The following is a 25165-nucleotide window of genomic DNA, read 5'->3' as shown; positions in this document are numbered from 1 at the left end:
AGCGTGTACCCGTTTTTGAAATTCTTATGGTTGGTCTGGGTCTTTCCATTGGTTCCGGCGGCTGGGGCCGGCGTCAATGTGGGAGCGATGGTGCGCAGTGAGCAAAAAATCGTCAATTCGGCAATCGGCATTTTGTTCGATAATCGCCCAAAAAACTAACCGGATGGTACATATTAAATTGCTGAAAGAAACCGGCAGCTCAATAATCGGCTGACTCTTTCAAAAGCGGCGCACCTTTTGTAGCCGATGCCTGTCCCGGGAGCCGAAGTCATGCAGCGTTCCATTGCCACCGTATCCTTGAGCGGTACCTTGCCGGAAAAACTCGAAGCCATTGCCGCCGCCGGTTTCGACGGGGTGGAAATCTTCGAGAACGATCTTCTCTATTACGATGGCAGCCCGCGGGAAATCAGGCAGATGTGCGCCGACCTGGGCATCGCCATCACCTTGTTCCAACCGTTTCGTGACTTCGAAGGTTGCCGTCGTGATCGCCTGGCGCGCAATCTGGAGCGGGCCGAGCGCAAGTTCGACTTGATGCAGGAACTGGGCACCGACCTGGTGCTGGTGTGCAGCAACGCCTCGGCCGACAGCGTCGGCGATGAACAGATCCTGATCGATGACCTGCGCCTGCTGGCCGAACGGGCCGGCGCGCGAGGCTTGCGTATCGGTTACGAAGCGCTGGCCTGGGGCCGCCACGTCAATACGTATCAACAGGTCTGGAACATCGTGCGCCAGGCCGATCACCCCAGCCTTGGCGTGTTGCTCGACAGCTTCCATACCTTGTCCCTCAAGGGCGATCCGAGTGCGATCGCCGAGATCCCTGGCGAGAAGATTTTCTTCGTGCAAATGGCCGACGCGCCGATCCTGGCCATGGACGTCCTGGAGTGGAGCCGGCATTTCCGTTGTTTCCCGGGGCAGGGCGAATTCGACTTGCCGGGGTTCCTGGCGCCGATCATCCAGAGTGGTTATACCGGGCCGCTGTCGCTGGAGATCTTCAACGACGGCTTCCGCGCCGCGCCGCCACGGGCCAATGCCGCCGACGGCCTGCGCTCGCTGCTGTACCTGGAAGAAAAGACCCGCCAGCGACTGGCCGAAGAAGCGAGCGCCGTTGGCAATGCCGACATCCTGTTCGCCACCCCTCCGGCCAGCGAATATGACGGCATCGAATTCCTCGAGTTCGCCGTGGACGATAGCCTCGGTGCCAAGCTCTCCCATTGGCTGGAGCGGCTGGGGTTCGTCAAGGCCGGCCAGCACCGTTCGAAGAATGTCAGCCTGCTGCGCCAGGGTGATATCAACCTGATCCTCAACAGCGAACCGTACTCCTTTGCCCACAGTTTTTTCGAAGCCCACGGGCCTTCGTTGTGCGCCACCGCCGTGCGCGTGAAAAACAGTGCCAGCGCCTTGGCGCGGGCCGTTGCCTACAAGGGCCAGCCCTATCGCGGGCTGGTGGGGCCCAATGAGCTGGAGCTGGCGGCGGTGCGCGCACCGGACGGCAGCCTGATCTACCTGGTGGACCAGGAAACCGACGTCTACGGCACCGATTTCAACCTGCAGCCGGGGGCTGTCATCGGGGCCGGGCTCAAGCGCATCGACCACATGGCAATGGCGCTGCCGGCCGACAGCCTCGACAGTTGGGTGCTGTTCTACAAGAGCCTGCTGGATTTCGAGGCCGACGACGAAGTCGTCTTGCCCGACCCCTATGGCCTGGTGAAAAGCCGTGCGCTGCGCAGCCGCTGCAGTTCGATCCGCTTGCCGCTGAACATTTCCGAGAACCGCAACACCGCGATCTCACACGCGCTGTCGAGTTATCGCGGCTCCGGCGTGCATCACATCGCCTTCGATTGCGACGACATCTTCGCCCAGGTCAGTCGTGCCAAAGAGGCGGGCGTGCCGTTGCTGGACATCCCGCTCAATTACTACGACGACCTGGCGGCGCGTTTCGATTTCGACGACGAGTTCCTTAGCGAACTGGCCTATTTCAACGTGCTGTACGACCGCGACGCCCAGGGTGGTGAGCTGTTCCACGTTTACACCGAGCCGTTCGAGGGGCGGTTTTTCTTTGAGATCATCCAGCGCAAGAACGGTTATGCCGGTTATGGGGCTGCCAACGTCGCGGTGCGCCTGGCGGCCATGGCCAAGTCCCGTAGCGGTGGCTTGCGGCACGCCAAGTTGTAGGGAAATCGTAAACGCCGCGGTAAAGGGCAACGCCGTGGCTTCCTTCACTGCACGGTGCGGCCCATAATCGCCCACCTGTGCAGTGATGGCCGTGAGCCCCGCAATGACTATGAATCCAGAGCTTTCCGCAGCCCTCGACGAACCTGTCGCCGCGCCGCGCAAGAGTCGCAAGAACAACCCGGAGAAAACCCGGGAGAACATTCTTCAGGAAGCCATCGTCGAGTTCGTCCAGCAGGGCCTGTCCGGCGCCCGGGTCGATGCCATCGCCGAACGCATCCACACGTCCAAGCGCATGATCTACTACTACTTCGGCAGCAAGGAGCAGTTGTACGTCGAGGTGCTGGAAAAACTCTACGGGGATATCCGCACCACCGAGAGCCGCTTGCACCTGGCGGAACTGGCCCCGGTCGACGCGATTCGGCGCCTGGTGGAGTTCACCTTCGACCACCACGACCGCAACGTGGATTTCGTGCGCATCGTCTGCATCGAGAACATCCACAACGCCGAGTACGTGAAGCAGTCAGGCACGATCAAGGCGATGACCAACACCATCCTCGATTCCCTGGGTGTGATCCTGCGTCGCGGCGCCGAAGAGGGTGTGTTCCGTCCCGATCTGCAACCGCTGGATGTGCACTTGCTGATCAGCTCGTTCTGTTTCTACCGGGTGTCCAACCGCCAGACGTTCGGTGAGATCTTTCAGATCGACCTGTCGGATGAAACGGTCAAGCAGCGGCATCGGCAGATGGTTTGTGAGTCGGTGTTGCGTTATCTGCAGCCCTGACACCGGCCTTTTGTGGGAGCGGTTTGTGTGGGAGCGAGCTTGCTCGCCATAGCGGTCGATCAGTCAACACCGATTGCGACTGACACACCGTCATCGCGAGCAAGCTCGCTCCCACAAGTCATTCCCACAAGGGATTTATCACCAGGCTTTAGTGGTTCATGCTCTGGAAATGCTCCAGCATCCGCTGCGCATCCGGCGCCACGCCGCTGAACAGTTCGAACGCCTTCACCGCCTGGAACACCGCCATATTGCCGCCATCCAGGGTGCGGCATCCGATGGCGCGGGCGTTGCGCAGCAGTTCGGTTTCCAGCGGGAAGTAGACGATTTCCGCGACCCACAGGGCGCCCCGCAACAGCTCGACCGGCACCGGCATGCCCGGTAGTTTCGCCATGCCCATGGGCGTGGTGTTCACCAGGCCGTCGGCCTCGGCCATGGCGGTGGGCAGGTCATGCCCGGCGCGAGCGCGGCCTGTGCCGAAGTGTTGGTTCAAGTTGTTGGCCAGCGCCTCGGCACGGCTGACCTCGACGTCAAAAATGCTCAGGGTTTCCACGCCCTCCAGCAGCAGCGCATGGGCCACCGCCGCACCGGCGCCACCGGCGCCCATCTGGACCACGCGCTGGCGCGCCACATCCCCCAGGCCACGGCGAAAACCTTCGGCGAACCCCAGGCAGTCGGTGTTGTGGCCGATGCGCTTGCCGTCCTTGAGCACCACGGTATTGACCGCGCCGATGCCGTGGGCCTCGGGCGACAATTCATCCAGCAGCGGGATGATCGCCTGCTTGCAGGGGAAGGTGATGTTCAGACCGGTGAAGTTCATGCGTTCGGCGGCCACCAGCAAGTCAGCCAGGGCGCCGCTGTCGAGTTTCAGCGCGTCGAGGTCGATCAGCCGATAGAGATAACGCATGCCTTGGGCATCGCCTTCCTGCTCATGCAGCGCCGGCGTGCGTGACGCCTGGATGCCCGCACCGATCAGGCCGGCCAGCACAGTGATATTCGACATGCTCATCAACCCTTCAACCGCTGACTGAAATGTTCCAGGGCCAGGCGATAACCATGGCTGCCAAACCCGCACATCACGCCAATGGCGACGGATGAGACGAAGGAGTGATGGCGGAATGTTTCGCGAGCGTGGACGTTGGACAGGTGAACTTCGATCACCGGTACCTCGCTGGCCACCAGTGCGTCGCGGATCGCCACTGAGGTGTGGGTCCAGGCCGCCGGGTTGATGATGATACCGGCGCACCGGCCCCGGGCGCCGTGAATCCAGTCCAGCAACTCGCTTTCCTGATTGGTCTGGCGAAACTCCACCGCCAAGCCGAACTCTTCAGCGGCGCGGCCACACAGTGCCGAGATGTCGGCCAGGGTTTCATAGCCGTAGGTTGCCGGCTCGCGGGTGCCGAGCAGGTTCAGGTTCGGGCCGTTGAGCACCAGAACGATCGGAGGCATCGCAATTTCTCCACATTTTTATTGTTGGTGTCGGCGGGGTTTCAGCCGGTGGAGATAAATTGTACTAGATAGTTAATTTGGTCAAATAAAGCCGACGCCCATGGCTATTAAGTGTTCGATGATCGAACAAGCTTCTCAGGGTTCGGGAATTTGGAGGCAGCAATTATGGAGAGGGAGCAAGCTCCCTCTCCCCGGTGACTTACCGTCGAGTCAACAACACCCCGGATTCCATGTGGTGGGTCCAGGGAAATTGATCGAACAACGCGCAGCGTGTGATGCGGTGGGTGTCGTTCAGTTGCGCGATGTTCGCGGCGAGGGTGTCTGGGTTGCAGGAGATGTACAGGATGTTGTCGAAGCGCCGGGTCAGCTCGCAGGTATCCGGGTCCATGCCGGCGCGAGGCGGGTCGACGAAGACGCTGCCGAACTCGTAGCTTTTCAGGTCAACGCCCTGCAGGCGGCGGAACGGGCGGACTTCGTTCAGGGCTTCGGTCAGCTCTTCGGCTGACAGACGCACCAGCGTGACGTTATCCACGGCGTTTTCGCTGAGATTGCTCAGCGCGGCGTTCACCGAGGTCTTGCTGATTTCGGTGGCCAGGACTTTGCGCACACGGGTGGCCAGGGGCAGGGTGAAGTTGCCGTTGCCGCAGTACAACTCCAGCAGATCGTCGTTGCGCTCCCCCAATGCCTCGTAGGCCCAGTTGAGCATCTTCTGGTTCACCGTGCCGTTGGGCTGGGTGAAGGCGCCTTCGGGCTGGCGATAGCTGAAGGTGCGGCCGCCCACTTCGAGTTTCTCCACCACATAATCATGGCCGATCACTTCCCGCTTGCCCTTGGAGCGGCCAATGATGCTCACGCCCAGGTCGGTTGCCAGCTTCGAGGCGGCAGCGTGCCAGTGCTCGTCCAGCGGGCGGTGATAACACAGGGTGATCATCGCGTCCCCCGCCAGGGTGGTCAGGAACTCCACCTGGAACAACTTATGGCTCAGGGGCGCGCTGGCTTGCCAGGCGGCCTTGAGTTGCGGCATCAACTGGTTGATGCGCAGGCTGGCGATGGGAAATTCCTCGATGAGGATCGGCGTGCGCTTGTCGTCCTGGGAGAACATCGCGTAATGCCGTTCACCGGCCTCGCGCCACAGGCGGAACTCGGCCCGCAGGCGAAAGTTTTTCAGGGGCGAATCGAACACCGCGGGTTCCGGTGCCTCGAATGGGGCCAGCAGGTCACGCAAGCGGGTGACCTTGTCCTGCAACTGAGCGGCGTAGGCCTGGGAATCAAAAGTCATGCGTTGAACCAACCCAACTTGATCACGAACAGGATCGACAGAATGACCAGCGCCGGGTTCAGCTCACGGCCACGGCCAGACACCAGTTTGATGGCGGTCCAGGCAATGAAACCGAAGGCGATGCCGTTGGCGATGGAATAGGTGAATGGCATCGCCAAGGCAGTGATCACCACCGGGGCGGCGACGGTGATGTCATCCCAGTCGATTTCCGCCAGGCCCGAGGTCATCAGCACGGCGACGAACAACAAGGCCGGCGCGGTGGCGAAGGCCGGGACGCTGGCGGCCAGTGGCGAGAAGAACAGCGCCAGCAGGAACAGGATCGCCACCACGATGGCGGTCAGGCCGGTGCGTCCGCCGGCGCTGACGCCCGCTGCCGATTCGATGTAACTGGTGGTGGTGGAGGTGCCCAGCAGCGAACCGGCCATGGCGGCGGTACTGTCGGCGATCAGTGCACGGCCCATCTTTGGCATATGGCCGTCCTTGCCCATCAGCCCGGCGCGCTTGGCGACGCCGATCAGGGTACCGGAGTTGTCGAACAGGTCGACGAACAGGAAGGCGAAGATCACGCTCACCAGGCCGATGTCCAGGGCGCCCTTGATGTCCAGTTGCAGGAAGGTCGGGGCCAGGGAGGGCGGCATGGACATCACGCCGCCGAACGGCGTGAAGCCCATCAGGATCGAAACAAGGGTGACTGCCAGGATGCCGATCAGCACTGCGCCGCGCACTTTCAGCGCTTCGAGGGCGACGATCAGGACAAAACCGAGGGTGGCGAGGATTGGCGCCGGTTGCTTCAAATCGCCGAGGCCGACCATGGTCGCCGGGTTTTTCACCACGATGCCGGCGTTATTCAGGGCAATCAGCGCCAGGAACAGGCCGATACCGGCGGCGATGGCCGAACGCAGGGGCAGCGGGATGCTGTTGATGATCCACTCGCGGATGCGAAAGATCGACAGCAGGAAGAACAGCACCGCGGAGATGAACACCGCGCCCAGCGCCACTTGCCAGGTATGGCCCATGTGCAGGACTACGGTGTAGGTGAAGAAGGCATTCAGGCCCATGCCCGGTGCGAGGGCGATCGGGTAGTTGGCGATCAGGCCCATGACCGTGGAGCCAATGGCCGCCGCCAGGCAGGTGGCGACGAACACCGCGCCTTTGTCCATGCCGGTTTCGCCAAGGATGCTCGGGTTGACGAACAGGATGTAGGCCATGGCCAGGAAGGTCGTGACGCCCGCCAGGATCTCGGTCCGCACGTTGGTGTTGTGTGCCTTGAGTTGAAACAGCCTTTCCAGCATGTCTGCTCCCCGTGGCGCGCCCGGCGCCGTGAATGTATCGACCTCAACAGCAAAGCACAGGTCGCCAGCGGCGCCCGGGAATTTTCTGCGGGTCGGAAAAAGCCGCGCATCATACCAGCAGCGTAGCGTTGTGGCTGCGATCGTCGTCGATGTTTTGCCAACGCCCCAAGTGGGCCATACTGCGCGTGGTTCCGGGAGGTCTCTATGCTTCATATGAATAAAAAGCTGCTAGCGGCCGTGGGCTGCGCGCTGGGCCTGTGGATGCCCGGCCAGGCCGTCCATGCCGCGTCGGCAGCGCCCTTGAGTGAGGTCAAGGTGCTCAAGGTCGAATCGCCGGCCTGTGGTTTCGAGGATATCGCGCCAGGGCAGGAACAGACCCGTTGCGATCACAATGGGCCGAATATCAAGGTCTACGTGCTGGAGGTCGGCTACGGTCGTCAGCCCAATGTCACGCTGGACGGTTTCGAGGTCGATGGCACTCGCTCGCCGGTGTGTGCGTACAGCAATGGCAATCTCAACGATTGTTCGGCCAAGACCAAAATCGTCGGCTATTTGTACATCTTCGACCTGAAGGGCAAGCAAGAGGGCACCTTCAGCTTCAGCAACCAGTCGATCAACGCCCCGGGCAACCGGATGTCGACCCAGCTGTACATCAAGTAATCGCGGGTCTCTGTAGGCGCTGTCGAGCGAAGCGAGGCTGCGATCTTTCCCCCGACGCTTGAATCTCAAGCGCATATCAAAAGATCGCAGCCTTCGGCAGCTCCTACACTACAAGCATCACCCAGCGGAGAGCGCCCATGATTCCTGGAACCAAGATCCCCCGAGCCCTGATAGCCGTCGCCGAGGGTGTCGACGACTTGCAGACGGTCACCTTGATCGACGTGCTGCGTCGAGCGCAGATCGAAACCGTGGTGGCGAGCATCGAAGGGCGGCGCATGCTCACCTGCGCCCGCGGCACGCGCCTGACGGCCGATGGCATGCTGGTGGACGTGCTCGCGCAGGATTTCGACCTGGTCGTCCTGCCAGGCGGCATCATCGGCGCCCAGCACCTGGCGGCTCATCAGCCGCTGCAACAACGGCTCAAGGACCAGGCCGCCGTCGGGCGTTTCTTCGCCGCCATCGCCGAGGCCCCGGCCCTGGCGCTACAGGCGTCCGGCGTCCTGCGCCAGCGCCGCATGACCTGCCTGCCCGCAGTAAGCCAGCAGTTGTCCGGTTGCAGCTTCGTCGATCAGCCTGTGGTGGTGGACGGCAACTGCATCACCGCCCAAGGCTCGGCCGCCGCCCTGGCGTTTGCCTTGACGCTGGTGGAGCAACTCTGTGGCAAGGGCGTGAGGAGCGTGGTGGCGGCAGAGCTGCTGGCCTGACACGCTTGATCCACATCGGCCTGTGGCGAGGGAGCTTGCTCCCGCTCGGCTGCGAAGCAGACGCTGGCATTCTTTCATCGCGCATTTGCCTTGAACGCTCACCCCTACCCTGAAGTCGTACCCCTTATGACGGCGGTTTTCCAAAACGCCGCGAGTACGACTAACCGTGAGGTGTTCCATGAGCGCGACCCTGTCCGAAGCGACGCAGGCGTCCTTCGTCCGTCATCCGATCCGTCTGACCCTCAATGGCCAGGTGCGAGAGTTGCAAGTGCTGGCCTGGACCACGTTACTGGACCTGCTACGTGAGCAACTGGACCTGGTGGGCAGCAAGAAAGGCTGCGACCACGGCCAATGCGGTGCCTGCACGGTGCTGCGCGACGGCAAACGGATCAATGCCTGTCTTACGCTGGCCGTCATGTGTGACGGCGCCGAATTGATCACCGTCGAAGGCCTGGCCAGCGACGACCAGTTGCATCCCATGCAGCAGGCTTTCATCAAGCACGACGCGTTCCAGTGCGGTTATTGCACGCCAGGGCAGATCTGTTCGGCGGTGGGCTTGGCCAACGAGGGCAGGGCGAAGACCCGTGGGCAGATCAGCGAGTTGATGAGCGGCAACCTGTGCCGCTGCGGCGCCTACACCAACATTCGCGATGCCATCGAAGAAGCTCTGCCACTTTGCCAGCAGGGAGGTGATCAATGAATCCCTTCCAATACAGCAAACCCGACACCGTGCAGGCCGCCGTCGATTTGTCGAGCCCGGTTTCCCGCTTCATCGCCGGCGGCACCAACCTGCTGGACCTGATGAAGGAAAACATCACCCGTCCCGAGCACCTGATCGACATCACTGGTTTGCCCCTGGCGGACCTCAGTGAAACCCCTTCCGGCGGGGTGATGATCGGGGCCTTGGTGAGCAATGCCGATCTGGCCTGGCACCCGTGGATCGAGCGCCGTTATCCACTGCTGTCCCAAGCGATCCTGGCCGGTGCCTCGCCACAGCTACGCAACATGGCCAGCACCGGCGGCAACCTGCTGCAACGCACCCGCTGCTATTACTTCTATGATGCGAGCGTGCCGTGCAACAAACGCCGGCCCGGTAGTGGTTGCCCGGCCCGGAACGGTTTGAACCGGATCCACGCGATTTTCGGTGCCAGCGATCAATGCGTGGCCACCCATCCCTCCGACATGTGCGTGGCTCTGGCCGCCCTGGAAGCGGTGGTCCATGTCCTGGGACGGGGTGGGGCGCGGACCATCGAGTTCGCCGACTTCCATCGCCTGCCCGGCGATGCCCCGGAGCGGGATAACCAACTGGCCGACGATGAGTTGATCACCGCTATCGAATTGCCCGCCGCCGGTTTTGCCGACCATAGCCACTACCTGAAGATCCGTGATCGTGCCTCCTACGCCTTTGCGCTGGTGTCGGTGGCGGCGGCGCTGGAGCTGGACGGGCCGGTGATCCGCCAGGCGCGCCTGGCCCTGGGAGGGGTGGCGCACAAACCCTGGCGCGACCGCGCCGTGGAGAGCTGGCTGACCGGGCAGACCGTCAGCCGCGAAACCTTCACCGCCGCTGCCGATGCGCTGCTGCAAAACGCCGAGCCGCTGGAGCACAACGGCTTCAAAGTCAGACTGGCGCGCCGGGCGATTGTCCGTGCCTTGAGTGACGCCGCATTGGGTTGCGCACCCCAGGGAGGACACGCCTGATGAACGCTCCGAGCAAATCCATAGGGCAGCCCCTCGACCGGGTCGACGGTCTGCTCAAGGTGACGGGCCAGGCCCGTTACGCCGCTGAATACCCTGAGGACGGCTTGCTGCACGGCAGCGTCGTCTCCGGTACCGTCGCTCGTGGCCGCGTAGTACGCATCGATGCGTCCCGAGCCCTGGCACTGCCCGGCGTGGTCGCGGTCATCGACCATACCAACCGGCCGAGGATTGCCAGCTACGACGAGCCCTACCAAGATGCCGATGCGGCGGACGGCTCGCCGTTCCGGCCGTTGTACAACGACCAGGTACTCTACAGCGGCCAGCCGCTGGCCCTGGTGGTGGCGGAAAACCTTGAGCTGGCGCGGTATGCCGGTTCGCTGGTTGAAATCGAATACGACGCCGAGGAGCATCAGACAGATCTGGTCACCTTGCAAAACGACGCCCATCCGGCACCGGCTGAACTGCCCAAGCCCCGTGGGAATTTTCAAGGCGAGTACGCCAGCTCTGCGCTCAGCGTGGATGTGTCCTACAGCACGCCGGTCGAACACCACAACCCGATGGAGCCACACGCCTCCACCGTGTTGTATCAGCCTGATGGCACCCTGCACATCCACGACAAGACCCAAGGCACGCAAAACTGCCAAGCCTATGTGCAAAAGGTCTTCGGCCTCGAGAAAGAACAGGTGCGGGTGTTTGCCGCGTTTGTCGGCGGTGCCTTCGGTTCCGGGCTGCGCCCGCAGTATCAATTGCCGTTGGCCGTGATGGCTGCACTGGCTCTCAAGCGCTCGGTGCGGGTCAGCCTGACGCGCCAGCAGATGTTCACCTTTGGCTATCGGCCGCGAACCCTCCAGCGCGTGCAACTGGGGGCGGCGGCCAACGGTCGCTTGCTGGCTGTGGCGCACACCGCTATCGGCCAGACCTCGCGCTTCGAGGACTTCACCGAACATGTGGTGGAGTGGAGCGGCATGCTTTATCACTGCGACAACGTGGCGTTGACCTACAAGTTGGTACCGCTGGACGTCTACACGCCCCTGGACATGCGCGCGCCCGGTGCCGCCCTAGGGCTGATTGGCCTGGAGTGCGCCATGGATGAACTGGCCTGTGCCCTGGCGATCGATCCGATCCAACTGCGGTTGACCAACTACGCCGAACGCAACGAGAACGAAGGCAAGCCGTATTCCAGCAAGGAACTGCGTGAGTGTTATGCCCAAGGTGCCCGTCGTTTCGGCTGGGACAAGCGCAATCCGGAACCACGCAGCATGCGTGAAGGCCGGCAACTGGTCGGCTGGGGCATGGCCGGTGGCGTATGGGAAGCCATGCAGCAGAAGGCCAGTGCCCAAGCTTCTCTGGATGCGCATGGCAAGCTGACCGTCAGCAGCGCCACCACGGACATCGGTACCGGGACCTACACGGTCATGACCCAGATCGCTGCCGAGGCGTCAGGCGTTTCCCTTGAAGACGTCACGTTTGTCCTGGGGGATTCGTCGTTGCCCACTGCGCCGCTGCAGGGCGGTTCGTTCACCGTCTCGTCGGTGGGCAGCGCTGTGCAACAGGCCTGTGAAGCGCTGAAGGAAAAACTCCTGGCCGTGGCCCGCCAGGCCTGTCCGGCCTTCGGTGGCGCGACCCTTGAGCAAGTGACGTTTGTCGATGGCCAACTGCGGCTGGGTGAAGCGAGCGTGGCATTAGCGGAGCTGGCGCAAAAAAGTGGCGAGACGCCGTTGCAGGCCCAGGTCACCGCTGAGCCGGATGCAAAACGCCAGGCCTACGCCACGGCTACTCACTCGGCGGTGTTTGTCGAAGTTTGGGTGGATGAGGACCTGGGGACGGTGAGGATCAACCGAGTGGTCAGCGCCATCGCCGCCGGCCGGGTCGTCAATCCGAAAACCGCCCGCAGCCAGATTCTCGGCGGCGTGGTGTGGGGCGTCGGCATGGCCCTGCACGAAGAAACCCTGACCGATCACACCCTGGGGCGTCACATGAACCATAACCTGGCGGAGTATCACGTGCCGGTCAGTGCCGACATCGGTGACATCGAGGTGATTTTCGTCGAGGAACAGGACGACATCGTCAATGCGCTCGGGTCCAAGGGCGTCGGCGAAATCGGCGTCGTCGGGGTGGCAGCGGCGGTGGCCAATGCAATTTATCACGCCACCGGCAAGCGGGTGCGGGACTTCCCCATCACCCTCGACAAGTTGCTCTAGTGCTCTAGTGGCCTGCACGAGTTAGCCCCACAGGCCACTAGGCTTTCGCTTCGTCCGCCGGTTCGTGCATCCGGTCGCGGTTGGCCAAGGTCGGGAACAGCTTGATCCAGGTCCCGGTCACCAACAGCGTGCCGACACCGCCCATGACCACCGCCGGCACTGTGCCGAACCAGTGGGCGGTGAGGCCGGATTCGAACTCGCCCAGCTGGTTCGAGGCGCCGATGAACAGCCCGTTCACCGCGCTGACCCGGCCGCGCATTTCATCCGGGGTTTCCAGTTGCACGAACGAGGCCCGGATCACCATGCTGATCATGTCTGCCGCGCCCAGCACCACCAGCACCGCCAGGGAAAACCAGAACGAGGTGGAGAGGCCGAAGGCAATGGTGGCGACGCCGAACACGCCCACCGCGGTGAACATCACCCGGCCGACCTTGCGCTCCACGGCAAACCGCGCCAGCCACAACGACATCAGCAAGGCCCCGACCGCCGGTGCCGAACGCAACAGGCCCAAGCCCCAGGGGCCGGTGAGCAGGATGTCCTTGGCGAACACTGGCAGCAGCGCCGTCGCGCCGCCGAGTAACACCGCGAACAGGTCCAGAGAGATCGCCCCGAGAATGTCCGGGCGGCTGCGAATGAAGCGAATCCCGGCCAGCAAAGAATCCAAAGTCGCCTTGCCTTTGTTCAGCGGCGTCTGCCGGGCGGGCAGGTTGAGCATCAGGCAGCAGGCGATGATGTAGAGCAGCACCGTCGGCCCATAGACCCAGACGCTGCCGAAGGCGTAGAGCAAGCCTCCGAGTGCCGGAGCGACGATGGTGGCCGATTGCTGGGCCGATTGCGCGGCGGCCACGGCGCGGGGAAACAGGCCCGCCGGCACGATGCTCGGCAGCAACGCCTGAGTGGTCGGCATTTCGAAGGAGCGAGCGGCGCCCAGCAGGAAGGCGAGAATGAAGATCATCTCCCGCGTGACGTTGTCGGTAGCGCTACCAATTGCCAGCGCCAGGGCAATCATGGCCTGCAATGACTGGCAAATGGCTGCGACCTTGCGCCGGTCATAGCGGTCCGCCACGTGCCCGGTGTGGAGCATGAACAGCACGCGCGGGGCAAACTCCACCAACCCCACCAAACCCAAGTCCAGAACGTTGCCGGTCAGTTGATAGAGGTTCCAGCCGATGGCCACGGTGAGCATCTGGAAGCCGCTGGCGGTGAATATCCGGGCCAGCCAGAAGGCGATGAAGGGACGATGGTGACGGAGCAGCAGCGGCGCTTGGCTGGGCATCTAGGGCGGGTCCGGTGAGGAAGGCCACGAGATTATCGCCGAGCTGTAACTGGAAATTACGTCTGCTGGAAAAAATAGTTAGCCAAACATCTACTTCAATCCTTGGAACCCTATAGCCCGGAGGCATGGCGGACAACTGTGGCGAGGGAGCTTGCTCCCGCTGGGCCGCGAAGCGGCCCCAAGAAAGGCGACTGCTGCGCAGTCGAGCGGGAGCAAGCTCCTTCGCCACGGGTTACTGTGTGCTTTCAAAACAACGGGGTCGATGCTGCCCCCCCACGCACTGAGACAACCTGTCACGCGACAAAAGACCACGCCGTCCATCGGCAATATTGCGACTACTCTTTGAGCATTGCTTGATCCAGATCAATACCCTTCGGGGCGTTGGGCTGGCGGCCGTCCGGCCAGAGTCCTGCGGTGTGACGGTTATAAAAAGAACGATTTGAAACGCATCGCACTCCATATCCCTGGGGGGTGGTGCCAGCCCCGCCCGCAGCCGGTTTTACCTGACAGAGGAAGACTTATGTTCGGTTTGGAGGCGCTCGATCTCGCCCGAATCCAGTTCGCGTTCACGATCTCGTTCCACATCCTGTTCCCGGCCATCACCATCGGCCTGGCGAGTTACCTGGCGGTGCTCGAGGGGCTGTGGCTCAAGACCCGCGATGACACCTACCGCGACCTGTACCACTTCTGGTCGAAAATCTTTGCCGTCAACTTCGGCATGGGGGTGGTCTCCGGGTTGGTCATGGCCTATCAGTTCGGGACCAACTGGAGCCGCTTTTCGGACTTCGCCGGTGCGGTGACCGGCCCCTTGCTGACCTACGAGGTGCTCACGGCGTTCTTCCTCGAAGCGGGTTTCCTGGGCGTGATGTTGTTTGGCTGGAACCGCGTCGGCCGTGGCCTGCATTTCTTTTCCACGGTCATGGTGGCGATTGGCACCCTGATCTCGACCTTCTGGATCCTGTCCTCCAACAGTTGGATGCAGACCCCCCAGGGCTACGAAATCATCGACGGCCGGGTGATCCCGGTGGACTGGCTAGCGGTGGTGTTCAACCCCTCGTTTCCTTATCGATTGCTGCACATGTCCACCGCGGCGTTCGTCGCCACGGCGTTCTTCGTCGGCTCGTCGGCGGCCTGGCATTTGCTGCGTGGCCGCGATAACCCGGCCATCCGCCGGATGCTGTCGATGGCGATGTGGATGGCCTTGCTGGTAGCGCCGATCCAAGCGGTCATCGGCGACTTCCATGGCCTGAACACCCTCAAGCACCAACCGGCGAAAATCGCCGCCATTGAGGGCCACTGGGAAAACGTCGGCAATGAACCGACCCCGCTGATCCTGTTCGGCTGGCCCGACATGCAAGCGGAAAAAACCAAGTACGCCGTGGAAATTCCTTACCTGGGCAGCCTGATCCTGACCCACAGCCTGGACAAGCAGGTGCCGGCCCTCAAGGAGTTCCCGCCTGAGGACCGACCGAACTCGACCATTGTGTTCTGGTCGTTCCGGGTCATGGTCGGCCTGGGGCTGCTGATGATTTTCACTGGGCTGTGCAGCCTGTGGCTGCGCCGCAAGGATCGGATCTATCAATCCCGACCGTTCCTCTACATGGTGCTGTGGATGGGGCCGTCCGGGCTGGTTGCGATCCTGGCCGGCTGGTTCACCACGGAGATCGGCCGCCAGCCCTGGGTGGTCTATGGCTTGATGCGCACGGCCGATGCTTCGTCCGGCCATAGTTTCGCGCAGATGAGCATCACCCTGGTGCTGTTCGTCGTGGTGTATTTCGCGCTGTTCGGTGCAGGTTTGAGCTACATGATGCGCCTGGTGCGCAAGGGGCCGGAGGCCCACGAAGCCGAGCCGAGCGACGGTGGCCCGGGCCAGAAACGTACGCCGGCCCGGCCATTGTCGGCCGCCGACGACGGCGACGACGATGTGGACCACAACGACCGCTCGAACAAGGGGAATTGAGTCATGGGTATTGATCTTCCGCTGATCTGGGCCGTGGTCATCATCTTCGGCATCATGATGTACGTGATCATGGACGGCTTCGACCTGGGGATTGGCATCCTCTTCCCCTTCGTCAAGGGCGAGCGCGACCGTGATGTCATGATGAATACCGTGGCACCGGTCTGGGACGGTAACGAAACCTGGCTGGTGCTGGGCGGTGCCGGGCTGTTCGGGGCGTTTCCGCTGGCCTACTCGGTGGTGCTTTCGGCGCTGTACCTGCCGTTGATCCTGATGCTCATCGGCCTGATCTTCCGCGGCGTGGCCTTCGAGTTCCGCTTCAAGGCCAAGGCTGAGAAGCGCCACCTCTGGGACAAGGCGTTCATTGGCGGTTCGCTGACGGCCACCTTCTTCCAAGGCGTGGCGCTGGGGGCGTTCATCGATGGTTTTGAAGTGGTCAATCGCCAGTTCGCCGGTGGTTCCTTGGACTGGTTCACGCCATTCACGGTGTTCTGTGGCCTGGCGTTGATCGCGGCCTACGCGTTGCTCGGCTGCACCTGGCTGATCATGAAGACCGAAGGCAAGTTGCAAGAGCAGATGCATGACCTGGCCCGGCCGCTGGCGTTCGTGGTGCTGGCCGTGATCGGTATCGTCAGCATCTGGACGCCGCTGGCCCACGCGGACATCGCGGCCCGCTGGTTCACCTTGCCGAACCTGTTCTGGTTCCTGCCGGTGCCGATCCTGGTGCTGGTGACCATGTACGGTTTGTTCCGCGCGGTGGCCCGCAATGCCAACTACACGCCCTTCATCCTGACCCTGGTGCTGATCTTCCTCGGCTACAGCGGCTTGGGCATCAGCCTGTGGCCGAACATCGTGCCGCCGTCCATCTCGATCTGGGACGCCTCGTCACCGCCCCAGAGCCAGGGCTTTATGTTGGTGGGCACGCTGTTCATCATTCCGTTGATCCTGGTGTACACCTTCTGGAGCTACTACGTATTCCGCGGCAAGGTGACCCACGACGACGGTTACCATTGATCGACCTGCGAGGTGTTGAACATGGCCAGACCTGATTTGAAAGACATCGAAGCCGCCGAAAGGAAGCCGCTCTGGCAGCGGCTCGGCTGGCTGGCGGTGATCTGGACCGGCAGTGTGCTGGCGCTGTTTATCGTCGCCAGCTTGATGCGGATGTTCATGAACGCTGCGGGCCTGACCACCCACTGATTTCCCGTCCCGTTGCCTTGTGGCACGGTTTCCACCCTCCTGACGGAGGGTTTTTTTTGGCTGTGGATAAATTATTTGCGCGCTTTGAGGATGACGAATTTCGGCGTGGCGGCCACTTGCTCGACCCCTCGGAACAGTCGCGCCAGTTTGCTGTGGTAGCCCAAGTGCCGGTTGCCGACGATGTACAGCGCGCCGCCGACCACCAACGCTTCGCGCGCTTGTTGAAACATCCGCCAGGCCAGGAAATCACCCACTACTTGCTGTTGGTGGAAAGGCGGGTTGCACAGCACCACGTCCAGGGATTGCGCCTGCTGTGCGGCCAAGCCGTCATCGGCCCGTATCGTCACCTCACGTTCGCCCAGGGCGGCGCGCCAGTTTTCGGCTGCCGATTGCACCGCCATGTAGGACTCGTCCACCAGGGTGTAGCGGGCCTTGGGATTTTGCAGGGCGCTGGCGATGGCCAGCACGCCGTTGCCACATCCCAAGTCCGCGACCTGGGCGGTGCCCAGGTTTTTCGGCAGATGCGGCAGGAAGGCGCGGGTGCCGATGTCGAGGCCCTCGCGGCAGAACACATTGGCGTGGTTGAGCAGTTCGATCTTCGGCTCGTCCAGCCAGTAACGGCTGGGGTAGGGCGATACGGCCGGTGCCTGGGCGGCAGGCGTGGCGATCAACAGGCGCGCTTTTTTCACCGCCAGGGAGGCCTGTACCGGGCCGATGTAACGCTCCAGCAAGTCGCCTGCGGCCCGGGGCAGATGCTTGACCATTGCAGCGGCAATCACCTGGGCACCGGGGGCCAGTTGGCTTTGCAGGCGAATCAGTTGTTCTTCCAGCAGGGCCAGGGTTTTCGGCACCTTGAGCAGCACGCGGTCGAAGGGGCCAGTCAAGGGCTCGCTGGCCGGCACGGTCGGCACCGCGTCAAAGACCTGCCCATTGCGCACCAGGTTTTTCTCCAGCGCTTGCAGGGCCAGGAATGAGTCGCCGCTGCTGATCACCTCGACTTTGCCGGCCAGGCTCGCCGCCAGGGCGCCGAAGCCGTCATTGAGCACCAGCACCCGGGTATCCGCGGCCGGTTGTTGTTCGGCCAGATGCGCGAGCAGGTATTCATCGGCCGCATCGAAGGCTTGCAGCGGCTCGTTCTGCTGTTCGGGTTGGCGGATCAGGTCGAGTTGGGCGAAGGGACTGTGGAACAAGGGCATGGCTGGGACTCTGGAGATCAACGAATGTCCCGCTGCCCCCGGGCAGGTGTCTCAGCGGGACCGCCTGAATGAACTGCGTCGCGTGCAAGAAGCGGCATCATTCAAGTGGAGCCGTAAATGGTACGTTTTTTCGTGGCACATTACTCGCGGGTTTTTCAGCCTGGCAATGCCGCTCCGTCGTTCAGATCACATGGATTTGGGCCGCTTTGGCCACCGCTGAAATTTTATTGCTGACATTGAGTTTGCGCATGCAACTGCATACATGGAAATTCACGGTCCGTTCGGAAAGACAAAGAATCCTGCCTACTTCCGACGCCGTCTTGCCTTCGGCAGACCATCTCAACACTTCGATCTCTCTCGGCGACAAGTGACATTTTTGCCTGACTGCGACACTGTCAGATAGTTTTTTGCTGGCGAGTGTATGCAGCCTTTGGCTGGCGAAGATGGCGTAGCCGAGGTTGCCATAATGTTCCTCGATGTCGATGGGGCAATGAGTCCGGGCGAGGCTGAACAGACTGCAATGTGCTCCCTGTTCATCATGAACGGCCTGGGTCCAGCCGTACTTGAGTCCCTGTCGATTAAGTTCCCGCCATAACTTGGGGGCTTGGGCAAACACATGTTCACTCCACAAAATGGGTAGTGGCGATTGATTGCAATGTGCTACTACCGGGTCATTCGAAGCATAACCGTTCTGTTCATAAAGCCTGTCCCATCCATAAGGGTAGTTATTGAGGTTCACCTTGCTGGTGTGCTTATCAGGGCTTCCGAGGTAGGCTGCAAATGCGCAATATTCAAATCCTTGATTGTTAAAGAAATTCAGGACCAGACGATAAGCCGTCTGCAGGTCTTTTTCACAGGATAATTTTCTCAGCTGCAAGTCCTTCCACTTGTCCATCGCCTTCTCCTGGTTGATTCGTCCCTGTGGATCCAATCCATCATGCGAAACTTTAGTGTAGGACTTTTCCTAATATGTAGTGAGTTTTTTTAGTTAGATTGAAAATGTGTTTGGGGAGATAAAATTTCAATTGTTTTTTTACAACGTCCTCAACTTGTACAAGCTTGGTAGAGGATCTGTGTAGATAAATAACGGCTGCAATTAAATAGCCATTACACAGCATCAGAGTGGTGGTGGTGGTGCTCACTTTGCGGGACACTGTGAGCCTTGTCCCATTGGAGTGACTCATGACCGACAGCGCAGAAAAGTTCACCCGCCAAACCCTGCTCGATGTTCAGCCATTGACGTCACATTTGTTTACCTTGCGTACGACCCGGGATCGCGGCTTTCGCTTCCGTGCGGGTCAGTTCGCCCGACTGGGCGTGACCAAGGCGGACGGGAGCACTGTCTGGCGCGCGTACTCCATGGTGTCTTCACCCTTCGACGAATTCCTCGAGTTCTTTTCCATCGTGGTCCCGGATGGCGAATTCACCAGCGAGCTGAGCCGCCTGAAGCCAGGTGACGAACTGCTGGTGGAACGCCAAGCCTTTGGTTACCTGACGCTGGATCGTTTCGTGGATGGGCGGGATCTATGGTTGTTGTCCACCGGGACGGGCGTTGCACCGTTTCTTTCAATTCTCCAAGACTTTGAAGTCTGGGAAAAATTTGAACGCATCATCCTGGTGTATAGCGTGCGCGAGGCGCGGGAGCTGGCGTATCAGGACCTGATCAAAGAGCTGATCCAGCGCGACTACCTGGCCGAGTACGCCCATAAGTTTCGTTTCATTGCGACCGTCACGCGTGAGCAGCATCCTGGGGCGCTCAGTGGGCGGATTACCACGTTGCTCGAAAACGGCGAGCTGGAGCGGGCGGCCGAGATAGGGCTGACACCGGAGCATTCACGAGTGATGCTCTGCGGCAACCCACAAATGATCGATGACACGCGCAAGTTGCTCAAGGCCAGGGGCTTGCAGCTGAGCCTTACTCGTCGGCCAGGCCAAGTGGCGGTGGAGAACTACTGGTAGAAAAATGGCGTCCCGGGGGACGCCACTTTTAATGAAGGGTCAGGGGCGTTCGTTCTGGGCCTTGAGCAGGTCGCGAATTTCGGTCAACAACAGTTCTTCCTTGGTTGGAACCGGAGGCGCGCTCGGGGCTACTGCTTCTTCACGCTTGAGGCGGTTGATGGCCTTGACGCCCATGAAAATGGCGAACGCCACGATAATGAAATCTATGGTGCTCTGGATGAATTTCCCGTAGGCCAGTACCACGGCAGGCGCATCACCTTGGGCGGCCTTGAGGGTAATGGCCAGGTCACTGAAGTCCACCCCACCGATCAGCAGGCCTATCGGTGGCATGACCACGTCACCCACGAATGACGAAACGATTTTGCCGAACGCGGCACCGATGATGATCCCGACGGCCATGTCGACGACATTGCCTTTGACCGCGAAGGCCTTGAACTCGCTTAGCACGCCCATGAGTTGTTCCTTGTACAAATGAAGTGGGTAGTGGCAGTGTAAATCAGCCCAACGCGTCTCGCTTGAAACGCTTGCTTACAAAGCTTCAATTATCGACCCAGCCTCAAGTGAAAAGTTTACAAAGTGCCATCAATCGCGCGTGATACGCGGTTTCCGGCCGATTCCCCACAACGTTTTTTCTATCGCAGCGGTACGGCATTTCTATTTAGGTTTTCCTTTTTCGGGCACTAGCCTCTGGATGGCGCACACGGATGCGCTCTATAACATCAGAGGAACATGCCTATGAACACTTCCCTTGGCTGTGGGACTTTTCCCCACCGCCGCGCGCTCTTCGTGTTGACCGCCAGCCTGCTGTCCTTGTCCGTCAACGCGGCCACCCTGACTCGTGACAACGGCGCAGCCGTCGGCGACAACCAGAATTCGCAAACGGCCGGCCCCAACGGCCCGACCCTGTTGCAAGACGTACAGTTGATCCAGAAGCTGCAGCGCTTCGACCGCGAACGCATCCCCGAGCGGGTGGTGCATGCCCGTGGTACCGGCGCCCATGGAACCTTCACGGTGTCCGATGACTTGAGCGACCTGACCAAGGCCAAGGTCTTCGCCGCAGGCCAGGTCACGCCGGTGTTCGTGCGCTTTTCTGCTGTGGTGCACGGCAATCATTCCCCGGAAACCCTGCGCGATCCCCGTGGCTTTGCCACAAAGTTCTACACGGCCGACGGTAACTGGGACCTGGTGGGCAACAACTTCCCGACTTTCTTCATCCGCGATGCCATCAAGTTTCCCGACATGGTCCATGCGTTCAAACCCGACCCACGGACTAATCTGGACGATGACTCGCGTCGTTTCGATTTCTTCTCCCATGTTCCAGAATCTACTCGCACGCTGACCGAGTTGTATTCCAACTCCGGCACGCCGGCCAGTTATCGTGAAATGGACGGTAACGGTGTGCATGCCTACAAGTTGGTTAACGCCAAGGGTGAAGTTCACTATGTGAAGTTTCATTGGAAAAGTTTGCAGGGCCTGAAAAATCTCGATCCGAAAGAAGTGGCGAAAGTTCAGGGGCAAGATTACAGCCATATGACCAATGATTTGGTCAGTCATATTAATAAAGGCGACTTCCCGAAGTGGGACTTGTATGTTCAGGTGCTGAACCCTCAGGACATGTCCAAGTTTGACTTCGATCCACTGGACGCGACCAAAATCTGGCCGGGTGTGCCTGAGCGTAAAGTCGGACAAATGGTCTTGAACCGCAATCCGGCGAATGTCTTCCAGGAAACCGAACAGGTGGCGATGGCGCCGGCCAATCTGGTGCCGGGAATCGAACCTTCCGAGGACCGTCTGTTGCAGGGGCGGGTGTTCTCCTACGCCGATACGCAAATGTACCGGATAGGCGCCAATGCCCTGCAGTTGCCGATCAACGCCCCCAAGGTGGCGGTGAACAACGGTAACCAGGACGGTGCGATGAACCCGGGGAGCACCAGCACCGGCGTTAATTATGAGCCGAGCCGCCTGACGCCGCGCGAGGAACAGCCATCGGCGCGCTACAGCCAGGCCGCGTTGAGCGGCAGCACCCAGCAGGCGAAAATCCAGCGCGAGCAGAACTTCAAGCAGGCCGGTGATTTGTATCGTTCGTTCAGCAAGAAAGAACGTGATGACCTGATCGAAAGCTTTGGTGGCTCTTTGGCGACCACTGATGACGAGAGCAAGCACATCATCCTGTCGTTCCTCTACAAGGCCGATCCTGAATACGGCACAGGCGTGGCCCGTGTCGCCAAAGGTGACTTGGCTCGGGTCAAGGCGCTGGCGGAAAAACTGACTGACTGATCCACCTGTGGGAGCGAGCAAGCTCGCTCCCACAGTCTTGAGTCATGGGGAGACGTCATGATGGGTAAATTCTTTTTGTCGATGCTTGCGACCTGGTCACTGAGCGTACTGGCCGATCAGCCAATGCCCACCGAACCGGCTGCGGTCCAGGAACAGCTGCAAAACTATTATTTCGACGCCGCTCGCCGAGGCGATGTGCCGATGCTCGATACGTTTATCGAGGCCGGTTATTCGCTGGATACCCGAGATGAGAAGGGCTACACCGCCCTGATCCTCGCGGCTTATCACGGCCATGGCCTGGCGGTGGAGCGGCTGCTGGCCGCCGGCGCCGATGCCTGCGCCCAGGACAAACGCGGCAACACGGCGCTGATGGGCGCCATTTTCAAGGGCGAAGTGCAGATTGCGCGTCGCTTGCTGTCCACCGATTGCAGCCCGGACCAGCGCAACGGGGCCGGGCAGACCGCCGCGATGTACGCTGGGTTGTTCAAGCGTGCCGAGTTGCTCGATGCCTTGAAGGCCAAGGGGGCGGATCTGCAGGCCCAGGACCCATTGGGTAACACCGCAATGGATCTGGCCAAAGGTGAAATCAGAATGCCGGCCCCGCGCTAGTGGTTGCCTGGGCTATCATCGCGGTTTTTATCCGGGAGTTCAGATGGCCAAGGCAAAGCGCATGTACGGCTGCACCGAGTGCGGCTCGACCTTTCCCAAATGGGCCGGCCAATGCAGCGAATGCGGAGCCTGGAACACCCTGACCGAAACCATGGTGGAAAGCGGCGGCGCGGCAGCGCCCACCGGCCGCACCGGTTGGGCCGGACAGCAGGCGCAGATCAAGACCCTGGCCGAAGTCAGCGTTGAGGAAATCCCACGTTTTTCCACCGCCTCCGGTGAACTCGACCGCGTGCTGGGCGGGGGCCTGGTGGATGGTTCGGTGGTGCTGATCGGCGGGGACCCGGGTATCGGCAAATCCACCATCCTCCTGCAAACCTTGTGCAACCTCGCCACCCGCATGCCGGCGCTGTACGTCACTGGCGAAGAGTCCCAGCAGCAGGTCGCCATGCGCGCCCGGCGCCTGGGCTTGCCCCAGGACCAGTTGCGGGTCATGACCGAGACCTGCATCGAAACCATCATCGCCACGGCGCGCGTGGAAAAGCCCAAGGTGATGGTGATCGACTCGATCCAGACCATTTTCACCGAACAGCTGCAATCGGCCCCGGGCGGCGTCTCCCAGGTGCGCGAAAGCGCGGCCTTGCTGGTGCGTTACGCCAAGCAGAGCGGCACCGCGATTTTCCTGGTGGGCCACGTCACCAAGGAAGGTGCGTTGGCGGGGCCGCGCGTGCTGGAGCACATGGTCGACACCGTGTTGTATTTCGAAGGCGAGTCGGATGGGCGCCTGCGTTTATTACGGGCCGTGAAGAACCGCTTTGGCGCCGTCAACGAACTGGGTGTGTTCGGCATGACCGACAAAGGCCTGAAAGAAGTCTCCAACCCTTCGGCGATCTTCCTGACGCGTGCCCAGGAAGAAGTGCCGGGCAGCGTGGTCATGGCGACCTGGGAAGGCACCCGGCCAATGCTGGTGGAAGTCCAAGCACTGGTGGATGACAGTCATCTGGCGAACCCGCGGCGGGTCACCTTGGGCCTGGACCAGAATCGGCTGGCCATGCTGTTGGCGGTCCTGCATCGACATGGTGGGATTCCGACTCACGACCAGGACGTTTTTCTCAACGTGGTCGGTGGGGTCAAGGTGCTGGAAACCGCCTCCGACCTGGCGCTGATGGCGGCGGTCATGTCCAGCCTGCGCAATCGACCGCTGCCCCATGATCTGCTGGTGTTCGGCGAAGTAGGGCTGTCGGGGGAAGTCCGGCCGGTGCCCAGTGGCCAGGAGCGGCTCAAGGAAGCGGCCAAGCATGGCTTCAAGCGCGCCATCGTGCCCAAGGGCAATGCACCGAAGGAAGCGCCGCCGGGGTTGCAGATCATTGCGGTGACACGCCTGGAGCAGGCCTTGGATGCGTTGTTCGAGTAACCCGCTGATTCAAACCTGGATCAACGCCGCGAATTCCCGCTCCAGCTCGTCATGATCGGCCAGGTTCAGCTCCACCAGTCGGCGCAAGTGCGCGATGGAGTCCAGGTCGATGTGCTCGCAGACAAAGCCCAGGTGGCCGTGATCGTCGTGGGTGAGCCTGACTTCCATCTTCACCTCGACCTCATTGCTCAGGTGGATGTCGGCCATGAAGGTTTTTTCGGCGTTGCCCAGCCAGGGCTGGGGTTTTTCGATCAGCAGGCCCTTGAGGGACAGGTCCAGCAGTTTCACCGGCCAGGTGAATGGGCCCTGGGTCAGCTCGGTCTTGGCATGGAACTCTATTCGTACGAAGCGGCGGCGTTCGCTCATTACGCTTTCCCTCTGAAGATGTAATGACTATAGACCCTACTGGCCGGTCATCGTCACCGTTCGGCCGGTGACAGACGAATGTCAGGTATGGCCTTTACCTGGGTTAGCGCTAAACTCTGATGGCACTCTTTCTTGTCCCCCCTGGCTGGAATATAAAAATGAAAAACAATAATAGCCTGCTGCGCCATTTACCCTGGCTACTGCTGGCCGTTGTAGGAGCATGCGCCCTGGGCGTCGTGGCATTGCGCCGAGGCGAGGCGATCAACGCTTTGTGGATCGTCGTCGCCGCCGTGGCCATCTACCTGGTCGCCTACCGCTACTACAGCCTCTTCATCGCCAACAACGTGATGCAACTCGATGCGCGCCGGGCCACTCCCGCCGTGCTCAACAACGATGGCCTGGACTACGTCCCGACCAACAAACATATTCTCTTTGGCCACCACTTCGCGGCCATTGCCGGCGCCGGGCCGCTGGTCGGGCCGGTGCTGGCGGCGCAGATGGGCTACCTGCCCGGCACGCTCTGGCTGATCGCCGGCGTGGTACTGGCCGGTGCGGTGCAGGACTTCATGGTCCTGTTCCTGTCCACCCGCCGCAACGGTCGCTCCCTGGGCGACATGGTGCGCGAGGAAATGGGCCGTATCCCCGGCACCATCGCGCTGTTCGGCTGCTTCCTGATCATGA

The 25165-nt window shown here is 61.2% G+C and carries 25 protein-coding genes; 16 read left to right on the top strand and 9 right to left on the bottom strand.

All coding sequences use genetic code 11. The annotated features are described in order from the left end of the window. Positions 1-3 precede the first annotated feature (3 nt). The 3 genes from BT125_RS29505 (at position 4) to BT125_RS25050 (ending at position 2953) form a co-directional block, all read left to right on the top strand. The gene (locus BT125_RS29505) at positions 4-159 is read left to right on the top strand and encodes a hypothetical protein (RefSeq protein WP_170866870.1); all 156 of its coding nucleotides are present in this window, start codon (positions 4-6) and stop codon (positions 157-159) included. A 111-nt stretch (positions 160-270) separates the two neighbouring features. Beyond that, complete coding sequence (quiC, locus tag BT125_RS25055; protein WP_072411423.1) at positions 271-2172, top strand: 3-dehydroshikimate dehydratase QuiC; 1902 nt, start codon at positions 271-273, stop codon at positions 2170-2172. 103 nt (positions 2173-2275) lie between these two features. Next, positions 2276-2953: a TetR/AcrR family transcriptional regulator gene (locus BT125_RS25050; RefSeq protein ID WP_072411421.1), complete on the top strand. Its 678-nt coding sequence runs from the start codon at positions 2276-2278 to the stop codon at positions 2951-2953. 148 nt (positions 2954-3101) lie between these two features. On the opposite strand, the gene BT125_RS25045 is transcribed toward BT125_RS25050, so the two are convergent. The 4 genes from BT125_RS25045 to BT125_RS25030 form a co-directional block, all read right to left on the bottom strand. Further along, positions 3102-3953: a shikimate dehydrogenase gene (locus BT125_RS25045; RefSeq protein ID WP_371857828.1), complete on the bottom strand. Its 852-nt coding sequence runs from the start codon at positions 3951-3953 to the stop codon at positions 3102-3104. Between the two features lie 5 nt (positions 3954-3958). Then, positions 3959-4399 carry a type II 3-dehydroquinate dehydratase gene (gene aroQ / locus BT125_RS25040; protein ID WP_072411417.1) on the bottom strand — a complete coding sequence of 147 codons (441 nt, stop codon included), beginning with the start codon at positions 4397-4399 and terminating at the stop codon, positions 3959-3961. Positions 4400-4598: 199 nt separating this feature from the next. After that, the gene (trmA, locus tag BT125_RS25035) at positions 4599-5678 is read right to left on the bottom strand and encodes a tRNA (uridine(54)-C5)-methyltransferase TrmA (RefSeq protein ID WP_072411414.1); all 1080 of its coding nucleotides are present in this window, start codon (positions 5676-5678) and stop codon (positions 4599-4601) included. Further along, positions 5675-6970 carry an NCS2 family permease gene (locus BT125_RS25030; protein WP_072411412.1) on the bottom strand — a complete coding sequence of 432 codons (1296 nt, stop codon included), beginning with the start codon at positions 6968-6970 and terminating at the stop codon, positions 5675-5677. The genes trmA and BT125_RS25030 overlap by 4 nt, the downstream gene beginning before the upstream one ends. Positions 6971-7231: 261 nt before the next feature. Between BT125_RS25030 and BT125_RS25025 the strand changes: the two genes are divergently transcribed. The 5 genes from BT125_RS25025 (at position 7232) to BT125_RS25005 (ending at position 12233) form a co-directional block, all read left to right on the top strand. Further along, positions 7232-7630, top strand: coding sequence for a DUF4879 domain-containing protein (locus tag BT125_RS25025; RefSeq protein WP_371857829.1), 399 nt, complete (start codon positions 7232-7234; stop codon positions 7628-7630). A 137-nt stretch (positions 7631-7767) separates the two neighbouring features. Next, on the top strand, positions 7768-8334 hold the full coding sequence (locus tag BT125_RS25020; protein ID WP_072411408.1) for a DJ-1 family glyoxalase III: 567 nt from the start codon (positions 7768-7770) through the stop codon (positions 8332-8334). A 178-nt stretch (positions 8335-8512) separates the two neighbouring features. After that, on the top strand, positions 8513-9034 hold the full coding sequence (locus tag BT125_RS25015; protein WP_060740527.1) for a (2Fe-2S)-binding protein: 522 nt from the start codon (positions 8513-8515) through the stop codon (positions 9032-9034). Continuing rightward, positions 9031-10032, top strand: a complete 1002-nt coding sequence (locus tag BT125_RS25010) for an FAD binding domain-containing protein (RefSeq protein ID WP_072411406.1) — start codon at positions 9031-9033, stop codon at positions 10030-10032. The genes BT125_RS25015 and BT125_RS25010 overlap by 4 nt, the downstream gene beginning before the upstream one ends. Next, positions 10032-12233: a xanthine dehydrogenase family protein molybdopterin-binding subunit gene (locus tag BT125_RS25005; RefSeq protein ID WP_072411404.1), complete on the top strand. Its 2202-nt coding sequence runs from the start codon at positions 10032-10034 to the stop codon at positions 12231-12233. Before BT125_RS25010 ends, BT125_RS25005 begins: the two co-directional genes overlap by 1 nt. Before the next feature lie 37 nt (positions 12234-12270). Here the strand turns inward: BT125_RS25005 and BT125_RS25000 are convergent, their stop codons facing one another. Next, the gene (locus BT125_RS25000; protein ID WP_072411401.1) at positions 12271-13509 is read right to left on the bottom strand and encodes an MFS transporter; all 1239 of its coding nucleotides are present in this window, start codon (positions 13507-13509) and stop codon (positions 12271-12273) included. Between the two features lie 520 nt (positions 13510-14029). Between BT125_RS25000 and BT125_RS24990 the strand changes: the two genes are divergently transcribed. Genes BT125_RS24990 through BT125_RS24980 form a run of 3 tightly spaced genes read left to right on the top strand, consistent with a single transcriptional unit; the run spans position 14030 to position 16666 of the window. After that, positions 14030-15469 carry a cytochrome ubiquinol oxidase subunit I gene (locus tag BT125_RS24990; RefSeq protein WP_072411397.1) on the top strand — a complete coding sequence of 480 codons (1440 nt, stop codon included), beginning with the start codon at positions 14030-14032 and terminating at the stop codon, positions 15467-15469. A gap of 3 nt (positions 15470-15472) precedes the next feature. Beyond that, positions 15473-16480, top strand: a complete 1008-nt coding sequence (cydB, locus tag BT125_RS24985; RefSeq protein WP_053125566.1) for a cytochrome d ubiquinol oxidase subunit II — start codon at positions 15473-15475, stop codon at positions 16478-16480. Positions 16481-16501: 21 nt separating this feature from the next. Further along, the gene (locus BT125_RS24980; protein WP_072411394.1) at positions 16502-16666 is read left to right on the top strand and encodes a DUF2474 domain-containing protein; all 165 of its coding nucleotides are present in this window, start codon (positions 16502-16504) and stop codon (positions 16664-16666) included. 71 nt (positions 16667-16737) lie between these two features. Here BT125_RS24980 and BT125_RS24975 read toward each other — a convergent pair whose 3' ends face one another. Next, entirely contained in the window at positions 16738-17862 is a 1125-nt protein-coding gene (locus BT125_RS24975) for a methyltransferase (protein WP_072411392.1), read from the bottom strand. 181 nt (positions 17863-18043) lie between these two features. Then, complete coding sequence (locus BT125_RS24970) at positions 18044-18757, bottom strand: autoinducer binding domain-containing protein (protein ID WP_072411390.1); 714 nt, start codon at positions 18755-18757, stop codon at positions 18044-18046. A gap of 287 nt (positions 18758-19044) precedes the next feature. Here BT125_RS24970 and BT125_RS24965 point away from each other — a divergent pair, with 287 nt between their 5' ends. Continuing rightward, a complete protein-coding gene (locus BT125_RS24965) occupies positions 19045-19821 on the top strand; it encodes a ferredoxin--NADP reductase (RefSeq protein WP_072411388.1) in 777 nt (258 codons plus the stop codon). Between the two features lie 39 nt (positions 19822-19860). Here BT125_RS24965 and mscL read toward each other — a convergent pair whose 3' ends face one another. Beyond that, positions 19861-20274 (bottom strand): large-conductance mechanosensitive channel protein MscL, encoded by a 414-nt coding sequence (gene mscL, locus BT125_RS24960; protein WP_072411386.1) that lies wholly within the window; start codon positions 20272-20274, stop codon positions 19861-19863. A gap of 282 nt (positions 20275-20556) precedes the next feature. On the opposite strand from mscL, the gene katB reads away from it, so the two are divergent. The 3 genes from katB to radA are packed head-to-tail and all read left to right on the top strand — an operon-like array spanning position 20557 to position 24118. Beyond that, positions 20557-22098, top strand: coding sequence for a catalase KatB (gene katB, locus BT125_RS24955; RefSeq protein WP_072411355.1), 1542 nt, complete (start codon positions 20557-20559; stop codon positions 22096-22098). Positions 22099-22158: 60 nt separating this feature from the next. Further along, positions 22159-22707 (top strand): ankyrin repeat domain-containing protein, encoded by a 549-nt coding sequence (locus tag BT125_RS24950; protein WP_072411506.1) that lies wholly within the window; start codon positions 22159-22161, stop codon positions 22705-22707. 43 nt (positions 22708-22750) lie between these two features. Further along, entirely contained in the window at positions 22751-24118 is a 1368-nt protein-coding gene (gene radA / locus BT125_RS24945) for a DNA repair protein RadA (protein WP_072411353.1), read from the top strand. 9 nt (positions 24119-24127) lie between these two features. On the opposite strand, the gene BT125_RS24940 is transcribed toward radA, so the two are convergent. After that, the gene (locus tag BT125_RS24940) at positions 24128-24484 is read right to left on the bottom strand and encodes a PilZ domain-containing protein (RefSeq protein WP_025215579.1); all 357 of its coding nucleotides are present in this window, start codon (positions 24482-24484) and stop codon (positions 24128-24130) included. 158 nt (positions 24485-24642) lie between these two features. On the opposite strand from BT125_RS24940, the gene BT125_RS24935 reads away from it, so the two are divergent. After that, positions 24643-25165 (top strand): carbon starvation CstA family protein (locus BT125_RS24935; protein ID WP_305882492.1); only part of this gene is annotated, 523 nt, incomplete at its 3' end.

It is taken from the genome of Pseudomonas sp. NFACC04-2, from assembly GCF_900119265.1.
Classification (GTDB): Bacteria; Pseudomonadota; Gammaproteobacteria; order Pseudomonadales; family Pseudomonadaceae; genus Aquipseudomonas; species Aquipseudomonas fluorescens_AA.
Note: the sequence above shows the minus strand (reverse complement) of the source record. Positions and strands in the feature narration are given on the sequence as shown.

What these genes read in the sequence shown, in the direction of transcription:
- BT125_RS24950 (WP_072411506.1), top strand. Translation starts at nt 22,159, where the DNA reads ATGGGTAAATTCTTTTTGTCGATGCTTGCGACCTGGTCACTGAGCGTA.
- BT125_RS25025 (WP_371857829.1), top strand. Translation starts at nt 7,232, where the DNA reads ATGCCCGGCCAGGCCGTCCATGCCGCGTCGGCAGCGCCCTTGAGTGAG.
- BT125_RS25005 (WP_072411404.1), top strand. Translation starts at nt 10,032, where the DNA reads ATGAACGCTCCGAGCAAATCCATAGGGCAGCCCCTCGACCGGGTCGAC.
- BT125_RS24970 (WP_072411390.1), bottom strand. Translation starts at nt 18,757, where the DNA reads ATGGACAAGTGGAAGGACTTGCAGCTGAGAAAATTATCCTGTGAAAAA.
- mscL (WP_072411386.1), bottom strand. Translation starts at nt 20,274, where the DNA reads ATGGGCGTGCTAAGCGAGTTCAAGGCCTTCGCGGTCAAAGGCAATGTC.
- BT125_RS24990 (WP_072411397.1), top strand. Translation starts at nt 14,030, where the DNA reads ATGTTCGGTTTGGAGGCGCTCGATCTCGCCCGAATCCAGTTCGCGTTC.
- aroQ (WP_072411417.1), bottom strand. Translation starts at nt 4,399, where the DNA reads ATGCCTCCGATCGTTCTGGTGCTCAACGGCCCGAACCTGAACCTGCTC.
- BT125_RS25045 (WP_371857828.1), bottom strand. Translation starts at nt 3,953, where the DNA reads ATGTCGAATATCACTGTGCTGGCCGGCCTGATCGGTGCGGGCATCCAG.
- quiC (WP_072411423.1), top strand. Translation starts at nt 271, where the DNA reads ATGCAGCGTTCCATTGCCACCGTATCCTTGAGCGGTACCTTGCCGGAA.
- BT125_RS24975 (WP_072411392.1), bottom strand. Translation starts at nt 17,862, where the DNA reads ATGCCCTTGTTCCACAGTCCCTTCGCCCAACTCGACCTGATCCGCCAA.
- BT125_RS24965 (WP_072411388.1), top strand. Translation starts at nt 19,045, where the DNA reads ATGACCGACAGCGCAGAAAAGTTCACCCGCCAAACCCTGCTCGATGTT.
- BT125_RS24940 (WP_025215579.1), bottom strand. Translation starts at nt 24,484, where the DNA reads ATGAGCGAACGCCGCCGCTTCGTACGAATAGAGTTCCATGCCAAGACC.
- BT125_RS25030 (WP_072411412.1), bottom strand. Translation starts at nt 6,970, where the DNA reads ATGCTGGAAAGGCTGTTTCAACTCAAGGCACACAACACCAACGTGCGG.
- BT125_RS24980 (WP_072411394.1), top strand. Translation starts at nt 16,502, where the DNA reads ATGGCCAGACCTGATTTGAAAGACATCGAAGCCGCCGAAAGGAAGCCG.
- radA (WP_072411353.1), top strand. Translation starts at nt 22,751, where the DNA reads ATGGCCAAGGCAAAGCGCATGTACGGCTGCACCGAGTGCGGCTCGACC.
- katB (WP_072411355.1), top strand. Translation starts at nt 20,557, where the DNA reads ATGAACACTTCCCTTGGCTGTGGGACTTTTCCCCACCGCCGCGCGCTC.
- BT125_RS25010 (WP_072411406.1), top strand. Translation starts at nt 9,031, where the DNA reads ATGAATCCCTTCCAATACAGCAAACCCGACACCGTGCAGGCCGCCGTC.
- BT125_RS25020 (WP_072411408.1), top strand. Translation starts at nt 7,768, where the DNA reads ATGATTCCTGGAACCAAGATCCCCCGAGCCCTGATAGCCGTCGCCGAG.
- trmA (WP_072411414.1), bottom strand. Translation starts at nt 5,678, where the DNA reads ATGACTTTTGATTCCCAGGCCTACGCCGCTCAGTTGCAGGACAAGGTC.
- BT125_RS25015 (WP_060740527.1), top strand. Translation starts at nt 8,513, where the DNA reads ATGAGCGCGACCCTGTCCGAAGCGACGCAGGCGTCCTTCGTCCGTCAT.
- BT125_RS25000 (WP_072411401.1), bottom strand. Translation starts at nt 13,509, where the DNA reads ATGCCCAGCCAAGCGCCGCTGCTGCTCCGTCACCATCGTCCCTTCATC.
- BT125_RS25050 (WP_072411421.1), top strand. Translation starts at nt 2,276, where the DNA reads ATGACTATGAATCCAGAGCTTTCCGCAGCCCTCGACGAACCTGTCGCC.
- cydB (WP_053125566.1), top strand. Translation starts at nt 15,473, where the DNA reads ATGGGTATTGATCTTCCGCTGATCTGGGCCGTGGTCATCATCTTCGGC.